The 18,917-nt window shown below is 44.3% G+C and carries 18 protein-coding genes; 9 read left to right on the forward strand and 9 right to left on the reverse strand.

The genetic code is table 11. The annotated features are described in order from the left end of the window. Positions 1-96 precede the first annotated feature (96 nt). From rpsP to rplS, 4 genes are read left to right on the forward strand one after another with little or no spacing between them, the layout of a single operon-like run. Positions 97-345, forward strand: a complete 249-nt coding sequence (rpsP, locus tag OCW38_RS02700; RefSeq protein WP_004410028.1) for a 30S ribosomal protein S16 — start codon at positions 97-99, stop codon at positions 343-345. Between the two features lie 24 nt (positions 346-369). After that, positions 370-924: a ribosome maturation factor RimM gene (gene rimM / locus OCW38_RS02705; RefSeq protein WP_016768202.1), complete on the forward strand. Its 555-nt coding sequence runs from the start codon at positions 370-372 to the stop codon at positions 922-924. Positions 925-950: 26 nt separating this feature from the next. Further along, on the forward strand, positions 951-1,691 hold the full coding sequence (gene trmD, locus OCW38_RS02710; RefSeq protein WP_010435912.1) for a tRNA (guanosine(37)-N1)-methyltransferase TrmD: 741 nt from the start codon (positions 951-953) through the stop codon (positions 1,689-1,691). A gap of 59 nt (positions 1,692-1,750) precedes the next feature. After that, positions 1,751-2,104 (forward strand): 50S ribosomal protein L19, encoded by a 354-nt coding sequence (rplS, locus tag OCW38_RS02715; RefSeq protein ID WP_004735514.1) that lies wholly within the window; start codon positions 1,751-1,753, stop codon positions 2,102-2,104. A gap of 260 nt (positions 2,105-2,364) precedes the next feature. Here the strand turns inward: rplS and yacG are convergent, their stop codons facing one another. From yacG to nadC, 8 genes are all read right to left on the reverse strand, one after another. Then, complete coding sequence (gene yacG / locus OCW38_RS02720; RefSeq protein WP_010435916.1) at positions 2,365-2,562, reverse strand: DNA gyrase inhibitor YacG; 198 nt, start codon at positions 2,560-2,562, stop codon at positions 2,365-2,367. Between the two features lie 81 nt (positions 2,563-2,643). Further along, positions 2,644-3,384 carry a cell division protein ZapD gene (gene zapD / locus OCW38_RS02725; protein ID WP_010435917.1) on the reverse strand — a complete coding sequence of 247 codons (741 nt, stop codon included), beginning with the start codon at positions 3,382-3,384 and terminating at the stop codon, positions 2,644-2,646. Between the two features lie 26 nt (positions 3,385-3,410). After that, on the reverse strand, positions 3,411-4,025 hold the full coding sequence (gene coaE, locus OCW38_RS02730) for a dephospho-CoA kinase (RefSeq protein WP_010435920.1): 615 nt from the start codon (positions 4,023-4,025) through the stop codon (positions 3,411-3,413). Positions 4,026-4,027: 2 nt separating this feature from the next. After that, positions 4,028-4,897: a prepilin peptidase gene (locus OCW38_RS02735; RefSeq protein ID WP_102397192.1), complete on the reverse strand. Its 870-nt coding sequence runs from the start codon at positions 4,895-4,897 to the stop codon at positions 4,028-4,030. A gap of 66 nt (positions 4,898-4,963) precedes the next feature. After that, a complete protein-coding gene (locus tag OCW38_RS02740; protein WP_261895000.1) occupies positions 4,964-6,193 on the reverse strand; it encodes a type II secretion system F family protein in 1,230 nt (409 codons plus the stop codon). Positions 6,194-6,207: 14 nt separating this feature from the next. Further along, entirely contained in the window at positions 6,208-7,893 is a 1,686-nt protein-coding gene (gene pilB, locus OCW38_RS02745) for a type IV-A pilus assembly ATPase PilB (protein ID WP_261895002.1), read from the reverse strand. Beyond that, on the reverse strand, positions 7,893-8,357 hold the full coding sequence (locus tag OCW38_RS02750; RefSeq protein ID WP_261895004.1) for a pilin: 465 nt from the start codon (positions 8,355-8,357) through the stop codon (positions 7,893-7,895). Before OCW38_RS02750 ends, pilB begins: the two co-directional genes overlap by 1 nt. A gap of 255 nt (positions 8,358-8,612) precedes the next feature. After that, positions 8,613-9,503 carry a carboxylating nicotinate-nucleotide diphosphorylase gene (gene nadC, locus OCW38_RS02755; protein ID WP_261895006.1) on the reverse strand — a complete coding sequence of 297 codons (891 nt, stop codon included), beginning with the start codon at positions 9,501-9,503 and terminating at the stop codon, positions 8,613-8,615. An 83-nt stretch (positions 9,504-9,586) separates the two neighbouring features. On the opposite strand from nadC, the gene ampD reads away from it, so the two are divergent. The 5 genes from ampD (at position 9,587) to lpdA (ending at position 17,745) form a co-directional block, all read left to right on the forward strand. Continuing rightward, a complete protein-coding gene (gene ampD, locus OCW38_RS02760; RefSeq protein ID WP_261895008.1) occupies positions 9,587-10,186 on the forward strand; it encodes a 1,6-anhydro-N-acetylmuramyl-L-alanine amidase AmpD in 600 nt (199 codons plus the stop codon). A 481-nt stretch (positions 10,187-10,667) separates the two neighbouring features. Next, positions 10,668-11,429 (forward strand): pyruvate dehydrogenase complex transcriptional repressor PdhR, encoded by a 762-nt coding sequence (pdhR, locus tag OCW38_RS02765; protein WP_010435941.1) that lies wholly within the window; start codon positions 10,668-10,670, stop codon positions 11,427-11,429. A gap of 62 nt (positions 11,430-11,491) precedes the next feature. Beyond that, complete coding sequence (aceE, locus tag OCW38_RS02770) at positions 11,492-14,155, forward strand: pyruvate dehydrogenase (acetyl-transferring), homodimeric type (protein ID WP_016768210.1); 2,664 nt, start codon at positions 11,492-11,494, stop codon at positions 14,153-14,155. Positions 14,156-14,185: 30 nt separating this feature from the next. Then, positions 14,186-16,072: a pyruvate dehydrogenase complex dihydrolipoyllysine-residue acetyltransferase gene (aceF, locus tag OCW38_RS02775; RefSeq protein WP_261895011.1), complete on the forward strand. Its 1,887-nt coding sequence runs from the start codon at positions 14,186-14,188 to the stop codon at positions 16,070-16,072. Between the two features lie 242 nt (positions 16,073-16,314). Beyond that, positions 16,315-17,745 carry a dihydrolipoyl dehydrogenase gene (gene lpdA, locus OCW38_RS02780; protein ID WP_010435969.1) on the forward strand — a complete coding sequence of 477 codons (1,431 nt, stop codon included), beginning with the start codon at positions 16,315-16,317 and terminating at the stop codon, positions 17,743-17,745. A 471-nt stretch (positions 17,746-18,216) separates the two neighbouring features. Here lpdA and OCW38_RS02785 read toward each other — a convergent pair whose 3' ends face one another. Beyond that, positions 18,217-18,822, reverse strand: a complete 606-nt coding sequence (locus OCW38_RS02785) for a LuxR/HapR/OpaR family quorum-sensing transcriptional regulator (protein WP_010435971.1) — start codon at positions 18,820-18,822, stop codon at positions 18,217-18,219. Positions 18,823-18,917: the final 95 nt, after the last annotated feature.

Genomic DNA, 18,917 nt, shown 5'->3' on the forward strand with positions numbered 1-18,917 from the left:
AGAGTAAAATTCCGGGGCTTTAATTTGGCACGAGACCCCAAGCTATTTACTTATACTTGGGGTTAATTATTTTATTAAGAAAGCAAAGAGGACGACATGGTAACCATTCGTTTGGCACGTCACGGTGCAAAGAAGCGCCCATTTTATCAAATCGTAGTTGCGGATAGCCGTAACGCTGCAACTGGCCGTTTCATCGAGAAAGTAGGTTTCTTTAACCCTACTGCTCAAGGTCAAGAAGAAGGTCTACGTCTAGACCTAGATCGTGTTAACCACTGGGTTGGTCAAGGCGCATCTCTATCTGATCGTGTAGCTAAGCTAGTTAAAGACGCTCAAAAAGCGGCTTAATTCTTTTTTAAAGAGAAATAGCTTATGTCGATGAAGGGTAAAGAAACTATGAGCGAGCAAAACAATAGAATTGTCATGGGTAAACTTGGGTCTACCTATGGTATTCGTGGCTGGCTTAAAGTGTTCTCCTACACAGACAATGCTGAAAGCATATTTGATTACAGCCCTTGGTATTTAAACCTAAAGGGTAAGTGGGTTGAGTACAAAGTTGAGAGCTGGAAACGTCATGGCCAAGGTTATGTATGTAAGCTAGCGGGATTAGATGTTCGTGAAGACGCGCAACTGATGACTAACTTTGAAATTGCTATTGACCCTGCTTCGTTACCTGAATTGTCAGAAGATGAATTCTACTGGCGCGAATTGTTTGGTATGCAAGTTTTTACAACTAAAGGCTACAACCTTGGTGAGGTCACTGACCTGTTAGAAACTGGCTCGAACGATGTTCTAGTAATCAAAGCAAATCTTAAAGATGCTTTTGGCCAAAAGGAACGGTTAGTACCGTACCTTGAAGAGCAAGTGATCAAGAAAGTTGATCGCGAAGCTCGCCGGATCGAAGTTGACTGGGATCCTGGATTCTAACTCCAAATTACAGAGCGAGAGAACACATGTGGGTTGGCGTAATTAGCCTGTTTCCTGAAATGTTCCGTTCTGTTACTGATTTTGGAGTAACAGGTCAAGCGGTTAAGAAAGGTCTTTTATCTATTGAGACATGGAATCCTCGTGATTTCACTCATGATAAACATCGCACTGTTGATGACAGACCTTACGGTGGTGGTCCTGGCATGTTAATGATGGTTCAGCCTTTGCGCGACGCTATCAAAACTGCCAAGCAAGCAGCACCGGGGAAGACGAAAGTTATCTATCTTTCACCTCAAGGTCGTAAACTCGACCAAAAAGGTGTTGAAGAGCTGGCAACAAACGAGAATTTACTTCTTATTTGTGGTCGCTATGAAGGGGTAGATGAGCGCATCATTCAATCTGAAGTCGACGAAGAATGGTCGATTGGCGATTTTGTGATGACGGGTGGTGAGCTACCAGCCATGACGTTGATTGATTCAGTATCTCGGTTTGTTCCGGGTGTACTTGGAGATTTCGCTTCAGCAGAAGAAGATTCTTTTGCAAATGGTTTGCTAGATTGTCCCCATTATACGCGCCCTGAGGTGCTAGACGATAAAGATGTGCCATCGGTACTCAAGTCTGGAAACCATAAGGATATTCGTCGCTGGCGGTTGAAACAATCGCTGGGCCGAACTTGGCTAAGAAGACCAGAACTCCTGGAAAACCTAGCTCTGACTGACGAACAGGAACAATTACTGGCTGAATTCATTAAAGAGCATCGCTCTTAACGAAAAGCAAGCAGTAACCTATTAAATTTAGTATCAGTTTATTCTAGGAATTTATACAAATGAGCAACATTATCAAGGCTCTTGAAGAAGAGCAACTAAAATCAGACCTTCCTAAATTCGCACCAGGTGACACTGTTGTAGTTCAGGTTAAGGTAAAAGAAGGTGACCGTGAGCGTCTACAGGCTTTCGAAGGCGTTGTAATCGCTATTCGTAACCGTGGTCTACACTCTGCATTTACAGTTCGTAAGATCTCGAACGGTGAAGGCGTAGAGCGTGCGTTCCAAACTCACTCTCCAATGGTTGATAGCATCGAAGTTAAACGCCGTGGTGCAGTACGTCGTGCCAAGTTGTACTACCTACGTGAGCGTTCTGGTAAGTCAGCTCGTATTAAAGAGAAGCTTACTAAGAAGTAATTCTTTTTGCATTCTATCGATAAAAGCGGAGCCATTTGGCTCCGCTTTTTTGTGCCTGCTACTTAGCGTATCGTAGGTAGGAGATCCCCAGCTCGCTCATCTCTTGCTCTTGAGGGTTACGGACAAAACCTAAACTCATATTTAACCGTCATTCCCTAGACTGACGAAGGAGTAGGGAATCTCTACTAGCGCCATGTTAGAGACAATAAAAAAAGGACTGACGTTAAACGCCAATCCTTAAAATTCTATTCGCTATTCGCTTAGTACGGATCTTCTGACCAACCATCGCTATCCGACATATCCGGTGCGCCAGCGATACTGTTCTCTTCGTCTGCCCATTCTCCAAAATCAATCATCTGACATTGCTTGCTGCAAAACGGGCGATGTGGGCTTTGTTCACCCCATTCAACGTCAGCATTACATTGAGGGCATTTAACGATGGTGATTTTTTTCGACATAGTGATTCTTTATTTGGAGGTACAATAACAATGAGTTTAGGCCTGAATAAGTACTCAAGCCAAACGATAAAAGACAATTAATTAGGTGCAGATTGCTAATTCAAATTCGATATCTTGAGTGCAGGCTTGTCCAGTCTCAAAGCTCATGAATTTAACGGCAAAACGGTTTTTGTGCCCCGAGATCATCGGGTAGGCGCCGTATTGCATTGGAATAGAAAGACGTAGGATATTCGCTTCATCAGCATCGCTCTGGAAGAAACCAGCACGTGCAATTTGATCTTTAAAGTGACCTGTTTCTCTGGTTAGTTTCAGCCATAGCGTTAGCGCCTCATACAAAGGCTGTAGGCTATCCATCCACGTTTTGGCGTCTCTCATTCTCTTATCGAGAGGAAGGTGTAACCAATAATGTAGCGCAGGTAAATCAAAGCAGCATGAGCCACCAGGTAGGTTAAAGCGTTGACGAATAGCACTTAGGAAGCGGTCTTCTTTAAGTGACTGGCCAAAACGCTCTGCCTGCATCAATTCACGATAGATATTGCTAATGTCGTTGAGCAGTGAAGTCAGCATTTCTTGATCGACACCTTCAACATCTAACCAGCTTTTGTAGGTTACACGCTGCTTCTCAATATCTTTTGCGAGCTCGCTTTTGAGTTGGATCTGTTCAAAGATTTCAATCAGATCAAAGATCGAACGGAAAAAGAGTTGATACTGTTGAGCATCGGAAAATGTAGAAGACAAGTGCAGCTGCCTCAAGAGTGATTCAACTCTTAAGTAGATTCGTGTTTTCTCATTTAGAGGATGTTCAAATTTGTGGGTGATCATCGAGCAAACCTTCATTCAACATTGTTCTATTCTGACCCATCTACTGTACTGATTGCCAGATACTTTTGATGTAAATCTGTGATTTGAGGCAAAAGTTCTTGGTTTTTAGTATGGTTTTTAATCACATCATCTGCAACTGCTAAGCGTTGTTCTCTTGAAGCCTGTGATTTTAAAATTGACGCAACTTGTTCCCTAGAAACGTTATCACGATTCATCGTACGCTCTATTTGTACTTCTACTGGCACATCAACAATTAATACGCGATCGGCCATGCCTTGCATATGGTTTTCAATTAATAGAGGTGCTACTAATAAAGCATAAGGAGAGGTCACTTTAGACAGGTCACTGTCAATTTTATCGCGGATCATGGGATGAAGGAGGTCATTGAGCCACAGCTTCTGTTTGGGATCTGAGAAGATTAGCTCACGCAGTTTACTTCGGTTGAGCGTGCCATCTTCAAGTAAGATAGCCTCCCCAAAATGAGCAGTAATCTGTTTGAGACCTTCGCTGCCCAGTGCTACGACTTCACGAGCCACAATATCAGCATCGACAATATCAATATTAAAATGTTCGTTGAAGAGGTTAGCCACGGTGGTTTTGCCACTGGCGATACCACCACTTAATCCTATGATCGTTGCCATGATTAAATTCCTAGTACAGAAGTGAAATACCAACCCATGATGTCGTTACCCCACATCAGACTTACCCAACCAGCAATCGCTAGATAGGGCCCAAATGGGAAAGCTTTGTCTATGCCTTGTTGCTTCAGTCGCAGTTGAATCAATCCGAACACAAGGCCCACTAGCGATGACAGAAGGATGATCATTGGTAGATGTTGCCAACCAAGCCATGCCCCTAATGCCGCTAGCAATTTAAAATCACCGTACCCCATCCCTTCTTTGCCAGTGAGCAGCTTGAACAGCCAGTAAACAGACCAAAGTGCTAGGTAACCAGCCATCGCTCCAACGACGGAATCTTGCAGTGATACCGGGCTGATATTAAATAAGGCCAAAGCGATACCAGACCAAACTAAAGGTAAGGTAATTTGATCCGGCAGTAACATAGTATCGAGATCGATAAAGGTCGCGGTAATCAAAGCAAAGGTGAAAAATATCAGAGCAATCGCGTAATAACTGAAACCAAAGTGGCTAGCGACTACGGTACAAAGTATCGCTGTAAGCAGTTCGACCAAGGGATAACGGGCGCTGATGGGGTTAGTACAACTGCGGCACTTACCTTTTAGGAATAACCAGCTTAATACAGGGATGTTGTCGATTGCTCTCAGTTGGGTTTTACACTTAGGGCAAGTAGAGCGAGGAATGCTGAGATTAAACTTTCCTTCTGGTGCTGGAATTTTACATTGAGAGAAATATTCCGAGCACTCTTGTTGCCACTCTCGCTCCATCATAATCGGTAAACGATGTATGACCACATTGAGGAAGCTACCGATAAGGAGGCTAAAAATGAAAGCTAATACGGGGAATAGCCAAGGATAGTAGTGAAATACTTCCATAGTGTCCTTTACCACTTGTTCAAGGTGAGCAGAGGTTTCTACTCATGGGTGTTTAGTTGCTTTTAACTATCCTAACACACTCATAAGATTAAAGATTGGTAAGTACATCGCGACAACAAGCCCACCCACAACTGTACCTAAAAACACGATGATCAGTGGCTCTAAAATTTTGCCTAAGTTGTCGACGGTATTGTCGACTTCAAACTCATAGATGGAAGCGACTTTATTCAGCATATCATCAAGGTTACCTGACTCTTCACCAATCATCACCATCTGTAACACCATTTCAGGGAAGGCATTGGTATTGCGCATTGCAATATACATCGGCATACCCGCGGCTGTTTCTCGGTGTACTTCGATGATCGCAGATTCATAATGCAGACTGCCTGCGGTTTTGGCTGTAGTTTTGAGGCTCATTAGAATCGGAATACCAGAACTAAAGCTGGTTGATAAGGTGCGGCTGAACTTGGCGATAGAGGCCTTTGCCATTACGCCACCTAGTACAGGAAAGCGTAACACTAAGCGGCTGGCTGATAGTCGAATCGAGTAAGAACGTTGGCACAGTTGATGAACAACCAGGCTGGTAGCCCCGATGCCTAGGGCGGTATAAAAACTGTAAGCTTGCATCCAATGAGACAGGTCGAGGACTTGTTGGGTGAACCAGGGAAGATCGGCACCAAAGCCTGAAAACATCGATTCAAACTCTGGGATGACCATGGTGAGCATGAGATAGGAGACGGTCAGCGCAACCGTGACCACCATTGCTGGATAGATAAGCGCTTTCACCACCTTAGCTTTTAACTGTTCACTTTTTTCACGATAGGTCGCTAAGCGTTCAAAGACTTGTGCGAGGTTGCCGGAAAGCTCTCCGGTGGCGACTAGGTCGGTGTAGAGATCGTCAAAGTGGCGGCTTGCGGTTCTCATTGCTTTTGAGATTGGCGTTCCGGCTTCTACACCTTTGCAGATATGCGATAAAATAGATTTCATTTCTGCTTTACGATGATTATCTGATACCAACTTTATGGCTTGCACGATAGGCACACCCGTAGCGAGCATGGTAGCAAGCTGTCTCGTCAAAATAGTGATGTCTTTGGCTTTGACTTGATGAGTTAAACGAGTGATTGCGGAGATACTTTTCTTTTTGATTTTCTTAATTTGGATATATTGCTCTTTGAGCTTCTCTCGCACTTCTAATTCGGTGAGCGCTAAGCTCTGCCCAGACATTTTCTTGCCAGAACTATTGATTCCCTTCCAATGGTAGTTTTTTAGTTGTGATTGTTTGCTTTTACTACTCATTTTCGCTCCGTGAATTATAGGTATAGAACACGTTGTAGCTCTTGATAGCTGGTGGTGCCTTCAAGCAGTTTATCTAGCCCTGACTCTTGCAGAGTGCGCATGCCTTCTCGACGTGCGAGAGCTTCAATCGCTAGCGCATTGGGTTTATTGATAAGGCTGGTTTTTAGGTTGTCGGTAAACGGCATCACTTCATAGATACCCACTCGACCTGAGTAACCTTGGTTACACTCATTACAGCCTTGAGAGTTGGCTTTGTAGATGGTTTGGCTGTTTGGGATAGAGTGACGCAGAAATATGTCCGGCGAGTCGTCTGTTTCTTTGCAATGGTTGCACAAGCGTCTTGCCAGTCGTTGGGCTATGATTAGGCTCAATGACGAAGCAAGATTAAAGGGTTCAATTCCCATGTGAGCAAGCCGAGTTACGGTTTCAGCAGCAGAATTGGTGTGCAGTGTAGAAAGCACCAAGTGACCTGTTTGCGATGCTTTGATCGCGATCTCGGCGGTTTCTAAATCTCGGATTTCTCCAACCATCACGATGTCTGGGTCTTGTCGTAAAAACGATCGTAGTGCCTCGGCGAAACCAAAGCCAATCTTAGGCGTCACTTGTACCTGATTGATGCCACACAGGTTAATCTCTACAGGGTCTTCAGCTGTTGAGATGTTGCGTTCAGAGGTGTTGAGTACTCGAAGTCCAGTATAAAGAGAAACCGTTTTACCGCTGCCGGTTGGCCCGGTCATTAAGATCATCCCTTGCGGGCGCTTTAGTGCATTGAGGTAGAGGGCTTTTTGCGCCTCGCTGTAACCGAGCTTATCGATATCGAGATTGGCCGCACTGCTATCAAGCAATCGCAGTACGATCTTCTCGCCCCATAAGGTAGGCAGTGTTGATACGCGCATATCAATTGCCAGTTCGTCATTTAAACGCAGTTTAATACGACCATCTTGAGGTAAGCGACGTTCTGCAATATCCAGTTTTGCGAGGATCTTTAAGCGCGCTGATAATCGACGGCTTAAATGAGAGGCGGGCTGTTGGGTCTCGACAAGAATGCCATCGCAACGTAGGCGCACTCGGTAGTGTTCTTCGTAGGGCTCAAAATGGATGTCCGATGCGCCTTTACGTACCGCATCAACCAGAATCTGATTGATAAAGCGACTCACAGGGGAGTCGTCTTGGCTGAGATCTTCAATCGACGTTATTTCGTCGTCAGATACCTTCACGAGGTTAGCTAGCTCATCTTGGGTGATCTCTTTACGCTTAGAATCTTGCCCGGAAATAGATCGACCATACAGCTTGCGTATCGCGCCTTCTAATTCAGAGTAATTAGCAACAACCAATTCAACCTGCAACCCTGTCGCAAAGCGGAAGTCATCTTCAGCCTGTAAATCCGTAGGGTCGGCAGAAGCGAGTGTGAGAGTTGAGCTAGAAACTGAAATCGGGATAGCACGATATTTAGTAATCAGTTCGCGAAGCCCTAATTGGTCACGTAAGGTTTCATAGTCCGTATTGGCAAGTTGTACTAAGGGTAAGCCGAAGATGGTTTTAATGTTGTTTGCTAAGGAATCGCCGCTGAAGAAATCCAGAGCGAGCAAAGCTTCAGGTGTCGAAATGCCTGAAGCTTGTACTTGTTCCGCAACGGCTTGTTCTTGAGTCAGGCTAAGTAAGCCAGCCTGACGTAGAACGGTTGGGAGGTTAGTGAGCATTAGTTAGCTGGACACCAATCAGATACATCCGCGTTTTGTGTTCCTCCATTTGTACATGTCACTTCCCATGTTACTCCTGAGGTTGTTAAGTCAGGAGTTATGGTTATGCTGTCTCCTTCAACTAATCTTCCTTTTGTTTGGCCTGCATCGACAATTGCTTGAATCGTTGTAGCCGCATCACTAACACCAGCAACTGCTGAGACAGTAAATTCTCCTAGAGTCTGTGAATCTGGCACACCACCGTTACCTGATGAGCAATTAGCTTCGCCATTTACTAGACATATACCGAGAGACATTTTCATCGCAGATGAAGCACTTAACATTTCACTAGCGTGTGCTTTCATTGTGTAGTTTTGGTAAGCAGGCACAGCAAATGCTGACAAAATACCAATAATCGCCACTACAATCATTAATTCAATCAGTGTAAAACCTTTCTGATTTGTTCTTTTACTTTTGTTATTCATTGTTCTATTCCATTGTTTAGTTTATTTCAGTGCAGGCACTGGTTGATGGACAGAATAGAAGTCGGAATGGAGAAGTGGAATGAGATTCAGGTGTGGTCGCGAGTGGTTTGGTATTTATTAGTGTGATGTTTCATATGGCGCGCAAAATTATGCGATCGACTTAAATAAGTGATTGAAATGCTGATAATTTAAGCAATAAAAAAAGCACGGTATTTAACCGTGCCTTTAAAGATAAGCTATTTATATTTCAATAAATTAAGCTTTGAATCTCATAGATAAATCCATTGCTTTTAAGTGCTTAGTGAGTGCGCCTACCGAGATGTAATCAACACCCGTTTCAGCGAACTCTGCGATAGTGTCTAGAGTTACATTGCCTGAGTTCTCTAGTGCGGCACGGCCAGCGTTGATTTTAACCGCTTCACGCATCATGTCGGTAGTGAAGTTGTCTAGCATGATGATGTCTGCGCCAGCGCTGATTGCTTGCTCTAACTCTTCTAGGCTTTCTGTTTCAACTTCTACAGGCTTACCTGGGTTAAGCTCTTTTGCCGTAGAAATCGCTTTCTCAATGCCACTACAGGCGATGATATGGTTTTCTTTGATTAGATAAGCATCGAATACACCAATACGGTGGTTGAAACCACCACCACAAGCGACTGCGTATTTTAAAGCGCTGCGTAGGCCTGGGATCGTTTTACGAGTATCTAACAGGCGGCATTCTGTGTGCTTGATTTTATCTGCGTAGATTGCCGTCGTCGTCGCGCAGCCAGATAGCGTTTGAATGAAGTTCATTGCGTTACGTTCACCGGTTAATAGCGCGCGTGCAGGGCCAGTTAGCGTGCAAAGTGTTTGGTTTGGTTCAACCTTGTCGCCGTCTTCTACGTTCCACTCGATAGTCACTTCACCGCCTAATTGCTTAAACACTTCATCAGCCCAAGCTTTACCACAAAACACACCGTGTTCACGGGTAATGATGGTCGCGCTGTTGATTGCGTCTGCTGGGATTAGACTTGCCGTAATATCAGCCGCTGGATCGAGTGTTCCGCCTAGATCTTCTCGGATAGTCTCAGCGACTGCACGAGTGATCTCTAGAGGCAGTTGCTCTTTTAAGTAGTCAAGGCGTTGGTGGCTGTTATGTGTGTTTTTCATCGCAAATCTAATCTTGAAAGGGAGTGGGAATGGAATGATACTCTTGCTTAACTTCAAATTAAAGAGGCTAGCACGACGGCTCTATGGGCAAAGTCACAATCTATTGTGTTAGCGGAAAAGAAAGTGAGATTAAGATGACGATCAGCTCCAACGGATGGTATGACAACGCTCGGCATGTTCCTTCCCCGCATTTTGATGCTAGGCCTAGTGTTGATGATGTTTCTTTGCTGGTGGTTCACAATATTAGTTTGCCTCCAGGGCAATTTGGTGGTCCTTATATTGAACAGTTTTTTACGGGTAAGTTAGACCCCTTTGAACATCCTTTTTTTGAGGTGATTCACCAAATGGGCGTGTCTGCCCATTGCTTGATTCGTCGTGATGGTGAAGTGGTGCAGTTTGTTTCGTTCTTAGACCGAGCTTGGCATGCTGGCCAGTCTAGTTTTGCTGGGCGTGAAAGGTGTAATGATTACTCTATTGGTATTGAACTCGAGGGCAGTGACTTTGCGGCTTATACCGAGCAGCAGTATCAATCCTTGTCGCAGCTGACTGAAACTCTAATGTCGAATTTTCCAGAGATCACAGAACAACGCATCACAGGACATCAATATATTGCCCCCTTGCGTAAGACTGACCCTGGTTTGGTTTTCGACTGGCAGAAATTAAAAAGAAAGCTCAAGGCCTGAGCTTCGAGTTTTAAATGGTGTTACTGACAGCTAGGTGTGAATAATCAACGCCTAGCATAATGACTTGTGAATTTTTGTTGTTGCTATGTAAATAAAGTGGTTGGGAGCTAAGCATCAATAAATCCAGAGTGTGACGCGCTTATCAAACGCCTAAATATTAAGACTTATGAACAGAATTTCTGTCTCTAATGTGCGCTCGGTTCGATTTTTGACCTAGTTTGACTAATCTTTCTGAAACAATTCATTTTTATCCTGAAACTTTCTAGCACGAATCCTCCCCAAAAGTATTACCCCTGTAAATGGTAAGACCAATTTGGTTGCTGTTTTAAATTTCATTTGTTAAATCACGGTTAATTCACACTGCATTCTATGATGCAGGTCAATTTTAGACTGGACAGTGGCGTTTTAATTATGTTAATTTCTGCGCAACTTAAAATTGGTATTACCAATTGTCAGCGAAGAAAAAGAAGAATAACAAACTATGGCTTATCAAAGGATTCGTCAGCCAAAACTCTCCGATGTTATCGAACAAGAGTTAGAAAGGTTGATTGTGGAGGGAACACTGGCTCCTGGGCAGCAGCTGCCACCAGAGCGCGAACTGGCGAAACAGTTCGATGTGTCTCGTCCTTCAATTCGAGAAGCCATACAACGTTTAGAAGCAAAACGCTTGCTTACTCGCCGTCAAGGTGGAGGTACGTTTGTGAGCGAAAATATCTGGAAAAGCTTTTCAGATCCTTTGCTTAATTTGTTGTCATCCCATTCTGAAACCCAACTAGACTTGTTGGAATCGCGTCATGCGATGGAAGGGATTTCGGCTTACTTTGCGGCATTACGTGGTACTGATGAAGACTTTGCTCGAATTCAAGCATGCCAAGAAAAGATTCATGGTGCGCAAGATAAGGGTGATATTGAAGCCGAATCTGCAGCAGTGATGGCTTTTCTTATTGCTTTAACAGAGGCTGCACACAATGTGGTGTTATTGCACATTGTTCGTAGTTTGGCTCCGTTACTCGAACAAAACGTCTTAGAGAATTTAAATCTGTTGCATCGTCGTAAAGACGTTGTGGAGAAAGTGAGTATACATCGAGCTAACATTGTAGATGCGATTGTTTCAGGGCAGCCAGAACAGGCACGTGAAATGTCACATTCTCATTTAGCTTACATCGAAGAAACATTGCTGGATTTGACGAAGGAAGAGTCGCGTCGCGAACGTTCCCTACGTCGAATTCAACAGGGTAAATAGCCGTAATACTTCGGCTTTTTACGTGTTTAGTAGAATCCAACTAACAAAAAGGATAGATCGCCATGTCTGACATGAAGCATGACGTTGATGCTCTGGAAACTCAAGATTGGTTAGAAGCTCTTGAGTCAGTAGTACGTGAAGAAGGTGTAGAACGTGCACAGTTTTTACTAGAACAAGTTCTAGATAAAGCGCGTTTAGATGGTGTTGATATGGCTACAGGCATCAACACAAACTACATCAACACAATTCCAGCAGCACAAGAGCCAGCTTACCCTGGTGACGTAACTCTTGAGCGTCGTATTCGTTCGATTATTCGCTGGAACGCAATCATGATCGTATTGCGTGCTTCTAAGAAAGACCTAGACCTTGGTGGTCATATGGCTTCTTACCAGTCAGCAGCAGCGTTCTACGAAGTATGTTTCAACCACTTCTTCCGTGCTCCAAACGAGACTGACGGTGGCGATCTAGTTTATTACCAAGGTCACATCTCTCCAGGTATCTACTCTCGTGCATTCGTTGAAGGTCGTCTAACTGAAGAGCAGCTAGATAACTTCCGTCAAGAAGTTGATGGTAAAGGTATCCCTTCTTACCCGCACCCGAAACTGATGCCTGAGTTCTGGCAATTCCCGACAGTATCTATGGGTCTTGGTCCTATCTCTGCGATTTACCAAGCGCGCTTCCTTAAGTACCTTGACGGCCGTGGCCTGAAAGAAACTTCAGCGCAACGCGTATACGCGTTCCTAGGTGACGGTGAGATGGATGAGCCAGAATCACGTGGTGCTATCTCTTTCGCTGCGCGTGAGAAGCTAGACAACCTATGTTTCCTAATCAACTGTAACCTACAGCGTCTAGACGGTCCTGTAATGGGTAACGGTAGCATCATTCAAGAACTTGAAGGCCTATTCAAAGGCGCAGGTTGGAACGTTGTTAAAGTTATCTGGGGTAGCAACTGGGATTCACTACTGGCTAAAGACACTACTGGTAAGCTTCTTCAACTAATGAACGAAACTATCGATGGTGATTACCAGACATTTAAATCTAAAGATGGCGCATACGTACGTGAGCACTTCTTTGGTAAGTACCCAGAAACAGCTGCACTCGTTGCTGATATGACTGATGACGAAATCTTCGCTCTTAAGCGTGGTGGTCACGATTCTTCTAAACTGTTTGCTGCATTCAACAATGCAAAAGAGACAAACGGTAAGCCAACGGTAATCCTAGCTAAAACTGTTAAAGGTTACGGCATGGGTGATGCAGCTGAAGGTAAGAACATTGCACACGGTGTTAAGAAAATGGACATGACTCATGTTCAACACCTGCGTGATCGCCTAGGCCTTGAAGACCTACTATCAGATGAGAAAATCGCTGAACTTCCATATCTAAAACTGGAAGAAGGTTCTGCTGAATACGAATACATGCACGCGCGTCGTAACGCTCTACACGGTTACACTCCAGCACGTCTTCCTAAGTTTACACAAGAGTTCAAGGTTCCTGAGCTAGACGCATTCGCACCTCTACTAGGTGAGCAGAAGCGTGATATCTCTACAACTATGGCTTATGTACGTACGCTAAACATCCTTCTTAAAGATAAGAACATTGGTAAGAACATCGTTCCTATCATCTGTGATGAAGCACGTACATTCGGTATGGAAGGTCTATTCCGTCAGGTTGGTATCTACAACCCACACGGTCAAGATTACACTCCAGAAGATAAAGGCATCGTTTCTTACTACAAAGAAGCAACGTCTGGTCAAGTTCTTCAAGAAGGTATCAACGAACTAGGTTCTATGGCTTCATGGGTTGCTGCTGCAACGTCATACAGCACAAACGATCTACCGATGATCCCGTTCTACATCTACTACTCAATGTTCGGTTTCCAACGTATTGGCGACATGGCATGGCTAGCAGGTGACCAACAAGCTCGTGGCTTCCTATTGGGTGCTACTGCTGGTCGTACAACGCTAAACGGCGAAGGTCTACAGCACGAAGATGGTCACTCGCACATCATGGCGAACACAGTACCTAACTGTATCTCTTACGACCCAACGTTTGCTTACGAGTTAGCGGTAATCATGCAAGACGGTATCCGTCGCATGTACGGTCCTGAGCAAGAAAACGTTTACTACTACTTAACAGTAATGAACGAGAACTACGCAATGCCAGCAATGCCAGAAGGCGCTGAAGAAGGCATCCGTAAAGGTATTTACAAGCTTGAATCTCACGCTGGTGCTAAGGGCAAAGTTCAACTAATGAGCTCTGGTACTATTATGAACGAAGCGCGTAAAGCGGCTGCAATTCTAAGTGAAGAGTACGGCGTAGCATCTGACGTATTCTCTGTAACGTCGTTCAACGAACTAACTCGTGATGGTCAAGCGGTAGAGCGTGACAACATGCTTCACCCAGAAGCGGAAGAAAAAGTACCGTACATCACAACTGTTCTTGGTAAAGAACCTGCAATCGCAGTGACTGACTACATGAAGAACTACGCTGAGCAAGTACGTGCGTACATGCCAACTGAGTCTTATAAAGTACTTGGTACAGATGGTTTCGGCCGTTCTGACAGCCGTGAAAACCTACGTCGTCACTTCGAAGTTAACGCTGGCTACATCGTAGTTGCAGCGCTAACTGAACTGGCTAAACGTGGTGATATCGAGAAATCTGTAGTTGTTGAAGCAATTGCTAAATTCGATATCGACACTGAAAAAACAAACCCACAATACGCTTAATACAGCGCTTAACTAGAAGGTAAATAAGCAATGGCAATCGAAATTAATGTACCTGACATCGGTGCGGATGAGGTTGAAGTTACTGAGATTCTTGTAAGCGTTGGCGACAAGGTTGAAGAAGAGCAGTCTCTGATCACTGTTGAAGGCGACAAAGCTTCTATGGAAGTTCCAGCGTCTCAAGCAGGTATTGTTAAAGAAATCAAAGTAGCTGAAGGCGATTCTGTTTCTACTGGTTCTCTTATCATGATTTTCGAAGCCGAGGGTGCAGCTGAAGCTGCACCTGCTCCAGCAGCAGAGGCAGCTCCAGTAGCTGCGCCTGCAGCGGCAGCAGCGGCAGAGCTTAAAGAAGTTCACGTTCCTGATATCGGCGGTGATGAAGTTGAAGTAACTGAAATCATGGTAGCTATCGGTGACGCAGTAGAAGAAGAGCAATCTCTTCTTACTGTTGAAGGTGACAAGGCTTCAATGGAAGTACCTGCACCATTCGCTGGTATCGTTAAAGAAATCAAGATCGCTTCTGGTGATTCAGTATCTACTGGTTCTCTAGTGATGGTATTTGAAGTGGCAGGTTCTGGCGCTCCAGTTGCAGCAGCTCCTGCTCCAGCACCAGTTGCAGCGGCTCCAGCAGCATCTGCTGAGAAAGAAGTGAACGTTCCTGATATCGGTGGTGACGAAGTAGAAGTTACTGAAATCATGGTAGCGGTTGGCGATACAGTAGAAGAAGAGCAATCTCTAATTACTGTTGAAGGCGACAAAGCTTCAATGGAAGTGCCTGCACCATTCGCTGGTACAGTAAAAGAGATCAAGATTGCAGCTGGTGACACAGTGTCAACAGGCTCTCTAATCATGACTTTCGTTGTGGAAGGCGCAGCTCCAGTAGCAGTAGTGGCTTCCGCTCCAGCACAAGCAGCAGCTCCGGCAGCAGCACCTGCACCTAAAGCAGAAACAGTAGCTCCAGCAGTTGGCGACTTCCAAGAGAACGGTGACTACGCGCACGCTTCTCCTGTAGTTCGTCGTCTTGCTCGTGAATTTGGCGTTAACCTTTCTAAGGTTAAAGGTACTGGTCGTAAGAGCCGTATCCTTAAAGAAGACGTTCAGTCTTACGTTAAAGATGCACTTAAGCGTCTTGAGTCTGGTGCAGCTGCATCTGGCAAAGGCGGTGACGGTTCTGCTCTTGGTCTACTACCATGGCCAAAAGTTGACTTCAGCAAGTTCGGCGAAACTGAAGTTCAGAAGCTTTCTAAGATTAAGAAGATCTCTGGCGCTAACCTGCACCGTAACTGGGTAATGATCCCTCACGTTACACAGTGGGACAACGCAGACATCACTGAGCTAGAGGCATTCCGTAAAGAACAGAACGCAATCGAAGCGAAGAAAGACACTGGTATGAAGATCACTCCACTTGTGTTCATCATGAAAGCTGTTGCTAAAGCGCTAGAAGCATTCCCAGCATTCAACTCGTCTCTTTCTGACGATGGCGAAAGCATCATTCTTAAGAAGTACGTAAACGTGGGTATCGCAGTTGATACACCAAACGGCCTAGTTGTTCCTGTTTTCAAAGATGTGAACAAGAAAGGTATTTACGAGCTATCTGAAGAACTAATGGTTGTTTCTAAGAAAGCACGCTCTGGCAAGCTAACTGCGGCAGACATGCAAGGCGGTTGTTTCACAATCTCTAGCCTTGGTGGTATTGGCGGTACTGCATTTACACCAATCGTAAATGCTCCAGAAGTAGGTATCTTAGGTGTATCTAAGTCTGAGATTAAGCCAGTTTGGAATGGTAAAGAGTTCCAACCACGTCTACAGCTTCCACTGTCTCTATCATATGATCACCGCGTGATCGATGGTGCAGAAGGTGCACGCTTCATTACTTTCTTAAACAGCGCACTATCTGACATTCGTCGTCTAGTTCTGTAATTGAGAAAGTAATTATTAAGGTGGCTTTCGGGTCACCTTAATTCTTTATATAAAGACTATTTTTAGAGAACAGTTTCCCGCATTTCTAAGAAAGCGAGAGGGAATTGTTGTCTAGCTCACAGGCTAACTTAAAGCTACTTTCACACTGTTAACATCTCTGTAAAATGTTTCCTGTTTGAAAGCCCAATAATTTTAAGAACATCTACTCAGCCTGTTAGGGATAATGACTACAAGAGGTCACAATGAGCAAAGAAATTAAAGCCCAAGTTGTTGTACTTGGTTCAGGTCCTGCTGGTTACTCAGCTGCATTCCGTTGTGCGGATTTAGGTCTAGAAACAGTACTAGTTGAACGTTACAGCACTCTTGGTGGTGTATGTCTAAACGTTGGTTGTATTCCATCAAAAGCACTTCTTCACGTTTCTAAAGTAATCGAAGAAGCTAAAGCGATGGCAGAGCACGGCGTTGTATTCGGCGAGCCACAAACTGACATCAACAAGATTCGTATCTGGAAAGATAAAGTAGTTGATCAATTAACTGGCGGTCTTGGCGGTATGGCTAAGATGCGTAACGTTACTGTTGTTAACGGTTTCGGTAAGTTCACTGGTCCTAACAGCATTCTTGTTGAAGGCGAAGGTGAAGCAACTACGGTTAACTTCGACAACGCAATCATTGCTGCGGGTTCTCGCCCAATCAAACTTCCTTTCATCCCACATGAAGACCCACGTATTTGGGATTCTACGGATGCACTAGAACTAAACGAAGTACCTGAAAAACTGCTTATCATGGGCGGCGGTATCATCGGTCTTGAGATGGGTACGGTTTACCACTCTCTAGGTTCTAAAGTTGAAGTTGTAGAGATGTTCGATCAAGTTATCCCTGCTGCGGATAAAGATATCGTTAAAGTTTTCACTAAGCGCATTAAGAACAAGTTCAAGCTAATGCTTGAAACTAAAGTGACTGCTGTTGAAGCGAAAGAAGACGGTATCTACGTATCAATGGAAGGCAAAAAAGCACCAGCTGAAGCTGAGCGCTACGATGCTGTTCTTGTTGCTATCGGTCGTGTTCCAAACGGTGCACTTATCGACGCTGAAAAAGCGGGTATCGAAGTTGATGAGCGTGGCTTTATCAATGTTGATAAGCAAATGCGTACTAACGTTCCTCACATCCACGCGATCGGTGACGTTGTTGGTCAACCAATGCTTGCTCACAAAGGTGTGCATGAAGGTCACGTAGCTGCTGAAGTTATCTCTGGTAAGAAGCACTACTTCGACCCTAAGGTTATTCCATCAATCGCGTACACTGAGCCAGAAGTTGCTTGGGTAGGTAAGACTGAGAAAGAAGCGAAAGCTGAAGGCATCAACTACGAAGTTGCTACTTTCCCTTGGGCTGCTTCTGGTCGTGCAATCGCCTCTGACTGTGCAGACGGCGTTACTAAGATGATCTTCGATAAAGATACTCATCGCGTAATCGGTGGTGCTGTTGTTGGTACTAACGGTGGTGAACTTCTTGGCGAAATCGGCCTAGCAATTGAAATGGGTTGTGATGCAGAAGATATTGCACTTACTATCCACGCTCACCCAACTCTACACGAGTCTGTTGGTCTAGCTGCGGAAGTATTCGAAGGTTCAATCACTGACCTTCCAAATAAGAAAGCAGTGAAAAAGAAAAAGTAAATACTCTTCATACTTGAAGCCGCAGCGTTGTTAACTGCGTAAGTTCACCCTAATCACATAGTAGATCTATGCTCATAGGGCAGAACTTTAGTTACTTAACAAAGAAAGGGTCGCCTAGCTGCAACTCCAATTATTTTGAGCATATCTAGATTATAAAAGCCGCTGATTCGTCAGCGGTTTTTTTATGTCTGAAGAAAATTTGGTCATCATACTTGTAGGGAATCTCTTTCAACAAATAGCAATCTATTGGTAATAAAAAAGGATTGACGCAAAACGCCAATCCTTAAATCATTTTACTCGAATCTCGAATCTCGAATCTCGAATCTCGAATCTCGAATCTCGAATCTCGAATCTCGAATCTCGAATCTCGAATCTCGAATCTCGAATCTCGAATCTCGAATCTCGAATCTCGAATCTCGAATCTCGAATCTCGAATCTCGAATCTCGAATCTCGAATCTCGAATCTCGAATCTACTTATAAATGCACAGCATGTTTAAGTAGCTATCCGTCAAGGTCGAAAGTTCTTCTTGCGTATCTACACGCTTCGCTTGAATGAATAGCGAGTAACAAATGCCGTGGAACAGATTCGCAAGGTGCTTAGGGTCGTGGTCGTCACAGACTTCGCCACGCTCTATCGCTTTGCTAAACATGTTTTGTAGTAACATTTGGTTAGTGCGGTTTGTGGTTACGAATAGAGGCCATACTTCATCACGGGTTGATGCGCTCCATTCAAACCATACATTCAACCAATGGCAATCGTGAGCCACCAACGTCACCATTTCAGTTGCAATATTATGTAAGTTCTCTTTTGCGTGAATATCGAGATCGATATTGTCTGAAAGGAAGTTAGAGAATTGGCGAACGACGTGGTTAAGTACTTCATCAACCAGATCTTCACGGGTTGGGAAGTAGTTAAACACGGTTGCAACTGATACCTGAGCAATGTCAGCTATATCAGCGTGCCCACCACGGCCAATGCCGCGGCGAGAGAATACCTCAAGTGCGATTTCCATCAATTGAAGTTTTCTTTTTAAAGGTGAAAGCCTAGTTCTAGGTCTCTTAGATATTGAGTCCATTTTGTTTTCCTTGCCAACGAATTTTTTATATTAATGATTTTATTATTATTTAAGCCAAGATGAGTGTAATGGTGCATATGCAAATGGTCAATCCT

Source organism: Vibrio cyclitrophicus, from assembly GCF_024347435.1.
Classification (GTDB): domain Bacteria; phylum Pseudomonadota; class Gammaproteobacteria; order Enterobacterales; family Vibrionaceae; genus Vibrio; species Vibrio cyclitrophicus.

Coding starts and splice junctions, on each gene's coding strand:
- nadC (WP_261895006.1), bottom strand. CDS start 9,503: ATGAAAAACACACATAACAGCCACCAACGCCTTGACTACTTAAAAGAG.
- OCW38_RS02750 (WP_261895004.1), bottom strand. CDS start 8,357: ATGAATAACAAAAGTAAAAGAACAAATCAGAAAGGTTTTACACTGATT.
- aceF (WP_261895011.1), top strand. CDS start 14,186: ATGGCAATCGAAATTAATGTACCTGACATCGGTGCGGATGAGGTTGAA.
- lpdA (WP_010435969.1), top strand. CDS start 16,315: ATGAGCAAAGAAATTAAAGCCCAAGTTGTTGTACTTGGTTCAGGTCCT.
- zapD (WP_010435917.1), bottom strand. CDS start 3,384: ATGATCACCCACAAATTTGAACATCCTCTAAATGAGAAAACACGAATC.
- OCW38_RS02785 (WP_010435971.1), bottom strand. CDS start 18,822: ATGGACTCAATATCTAAGAGACCTAGAACTAGGCTTTCACCTTTAAAA.
- OCW38_RS02735 (WP_102397192.1), bottom strand. CDS start 4,897: ATGGAAGTATTTCACTACTATCCTTGGCTATTCCCCGTATTAGCTTTC.
- pdhR (WP_010435941.1), top strand. CDS start 10,668: ATGGCTTATCAAAGGATTCGTCAGCCAAAACTCTCCGATGTTATCGAA.
- trmD (WP_010435912.1), top strand. CDS start 951: ATGTGGGTTGGCGTAATTAGCCTGTTTCCTGAAATGTTCCGTTCTGTT.
- coaE (WP_010435920.1), bottom strand. CDS start 4,025: ATGGCAACGATCATAGGATTAAGTGGTGGTATCGCCAGTGGCAAAACC.
- yacG (WP_010435916.1), bottom strand. CDS start 2,562: ATGTCGAAAAAAATCACCATCGTTAAATGCCCTCAATGTAATGCTGAC.
- aceE (WP_016768210.1), top strand. CDS start 11,492: ATGTCTGACATGAAGCATGACGTTGATGCTCTGGAAACTCAAGATTGG.
- pilB (WP_261895002.1), bottom strand. CDS start 7,893: ATGCTCACTAACCTCCCAACCGTTCTACGTCAGGCTGGCTTACTTAGC.
- ampD (WP_261895008.1), top strand. CDS start 9,587: ATGGGCAAAGTCACAATCTATTGTGTTAGCGGAAAAGAAAGTGAGATT.
- rimM (WP_016768202.1), top strand. CDS start 370: ATGTCGATGAAGGGTAAAGAAACTATGAGCGAGCAAAACAATAGAATT.
- rpsP (WP_004410028.1), top strand. CDS start 97: ATGGTAACCATTCGTTTGGCACGTCACGGTGCAAAGAAGCGCCCATTT.
- rplS (WP_004735514.1), top strand. CDS start 1,751: ATGAGCAACATTATCAAGGCTCTTGAAGAAGAGCAACTAAAATCAGAC.
- OCW38_RS02740 (WP_261895000.1), bottom strand. CDS start 6,193: ATGAGTAGTAAAAGCAAACAATCACAACTAAAAAACTACCATTGGAAG.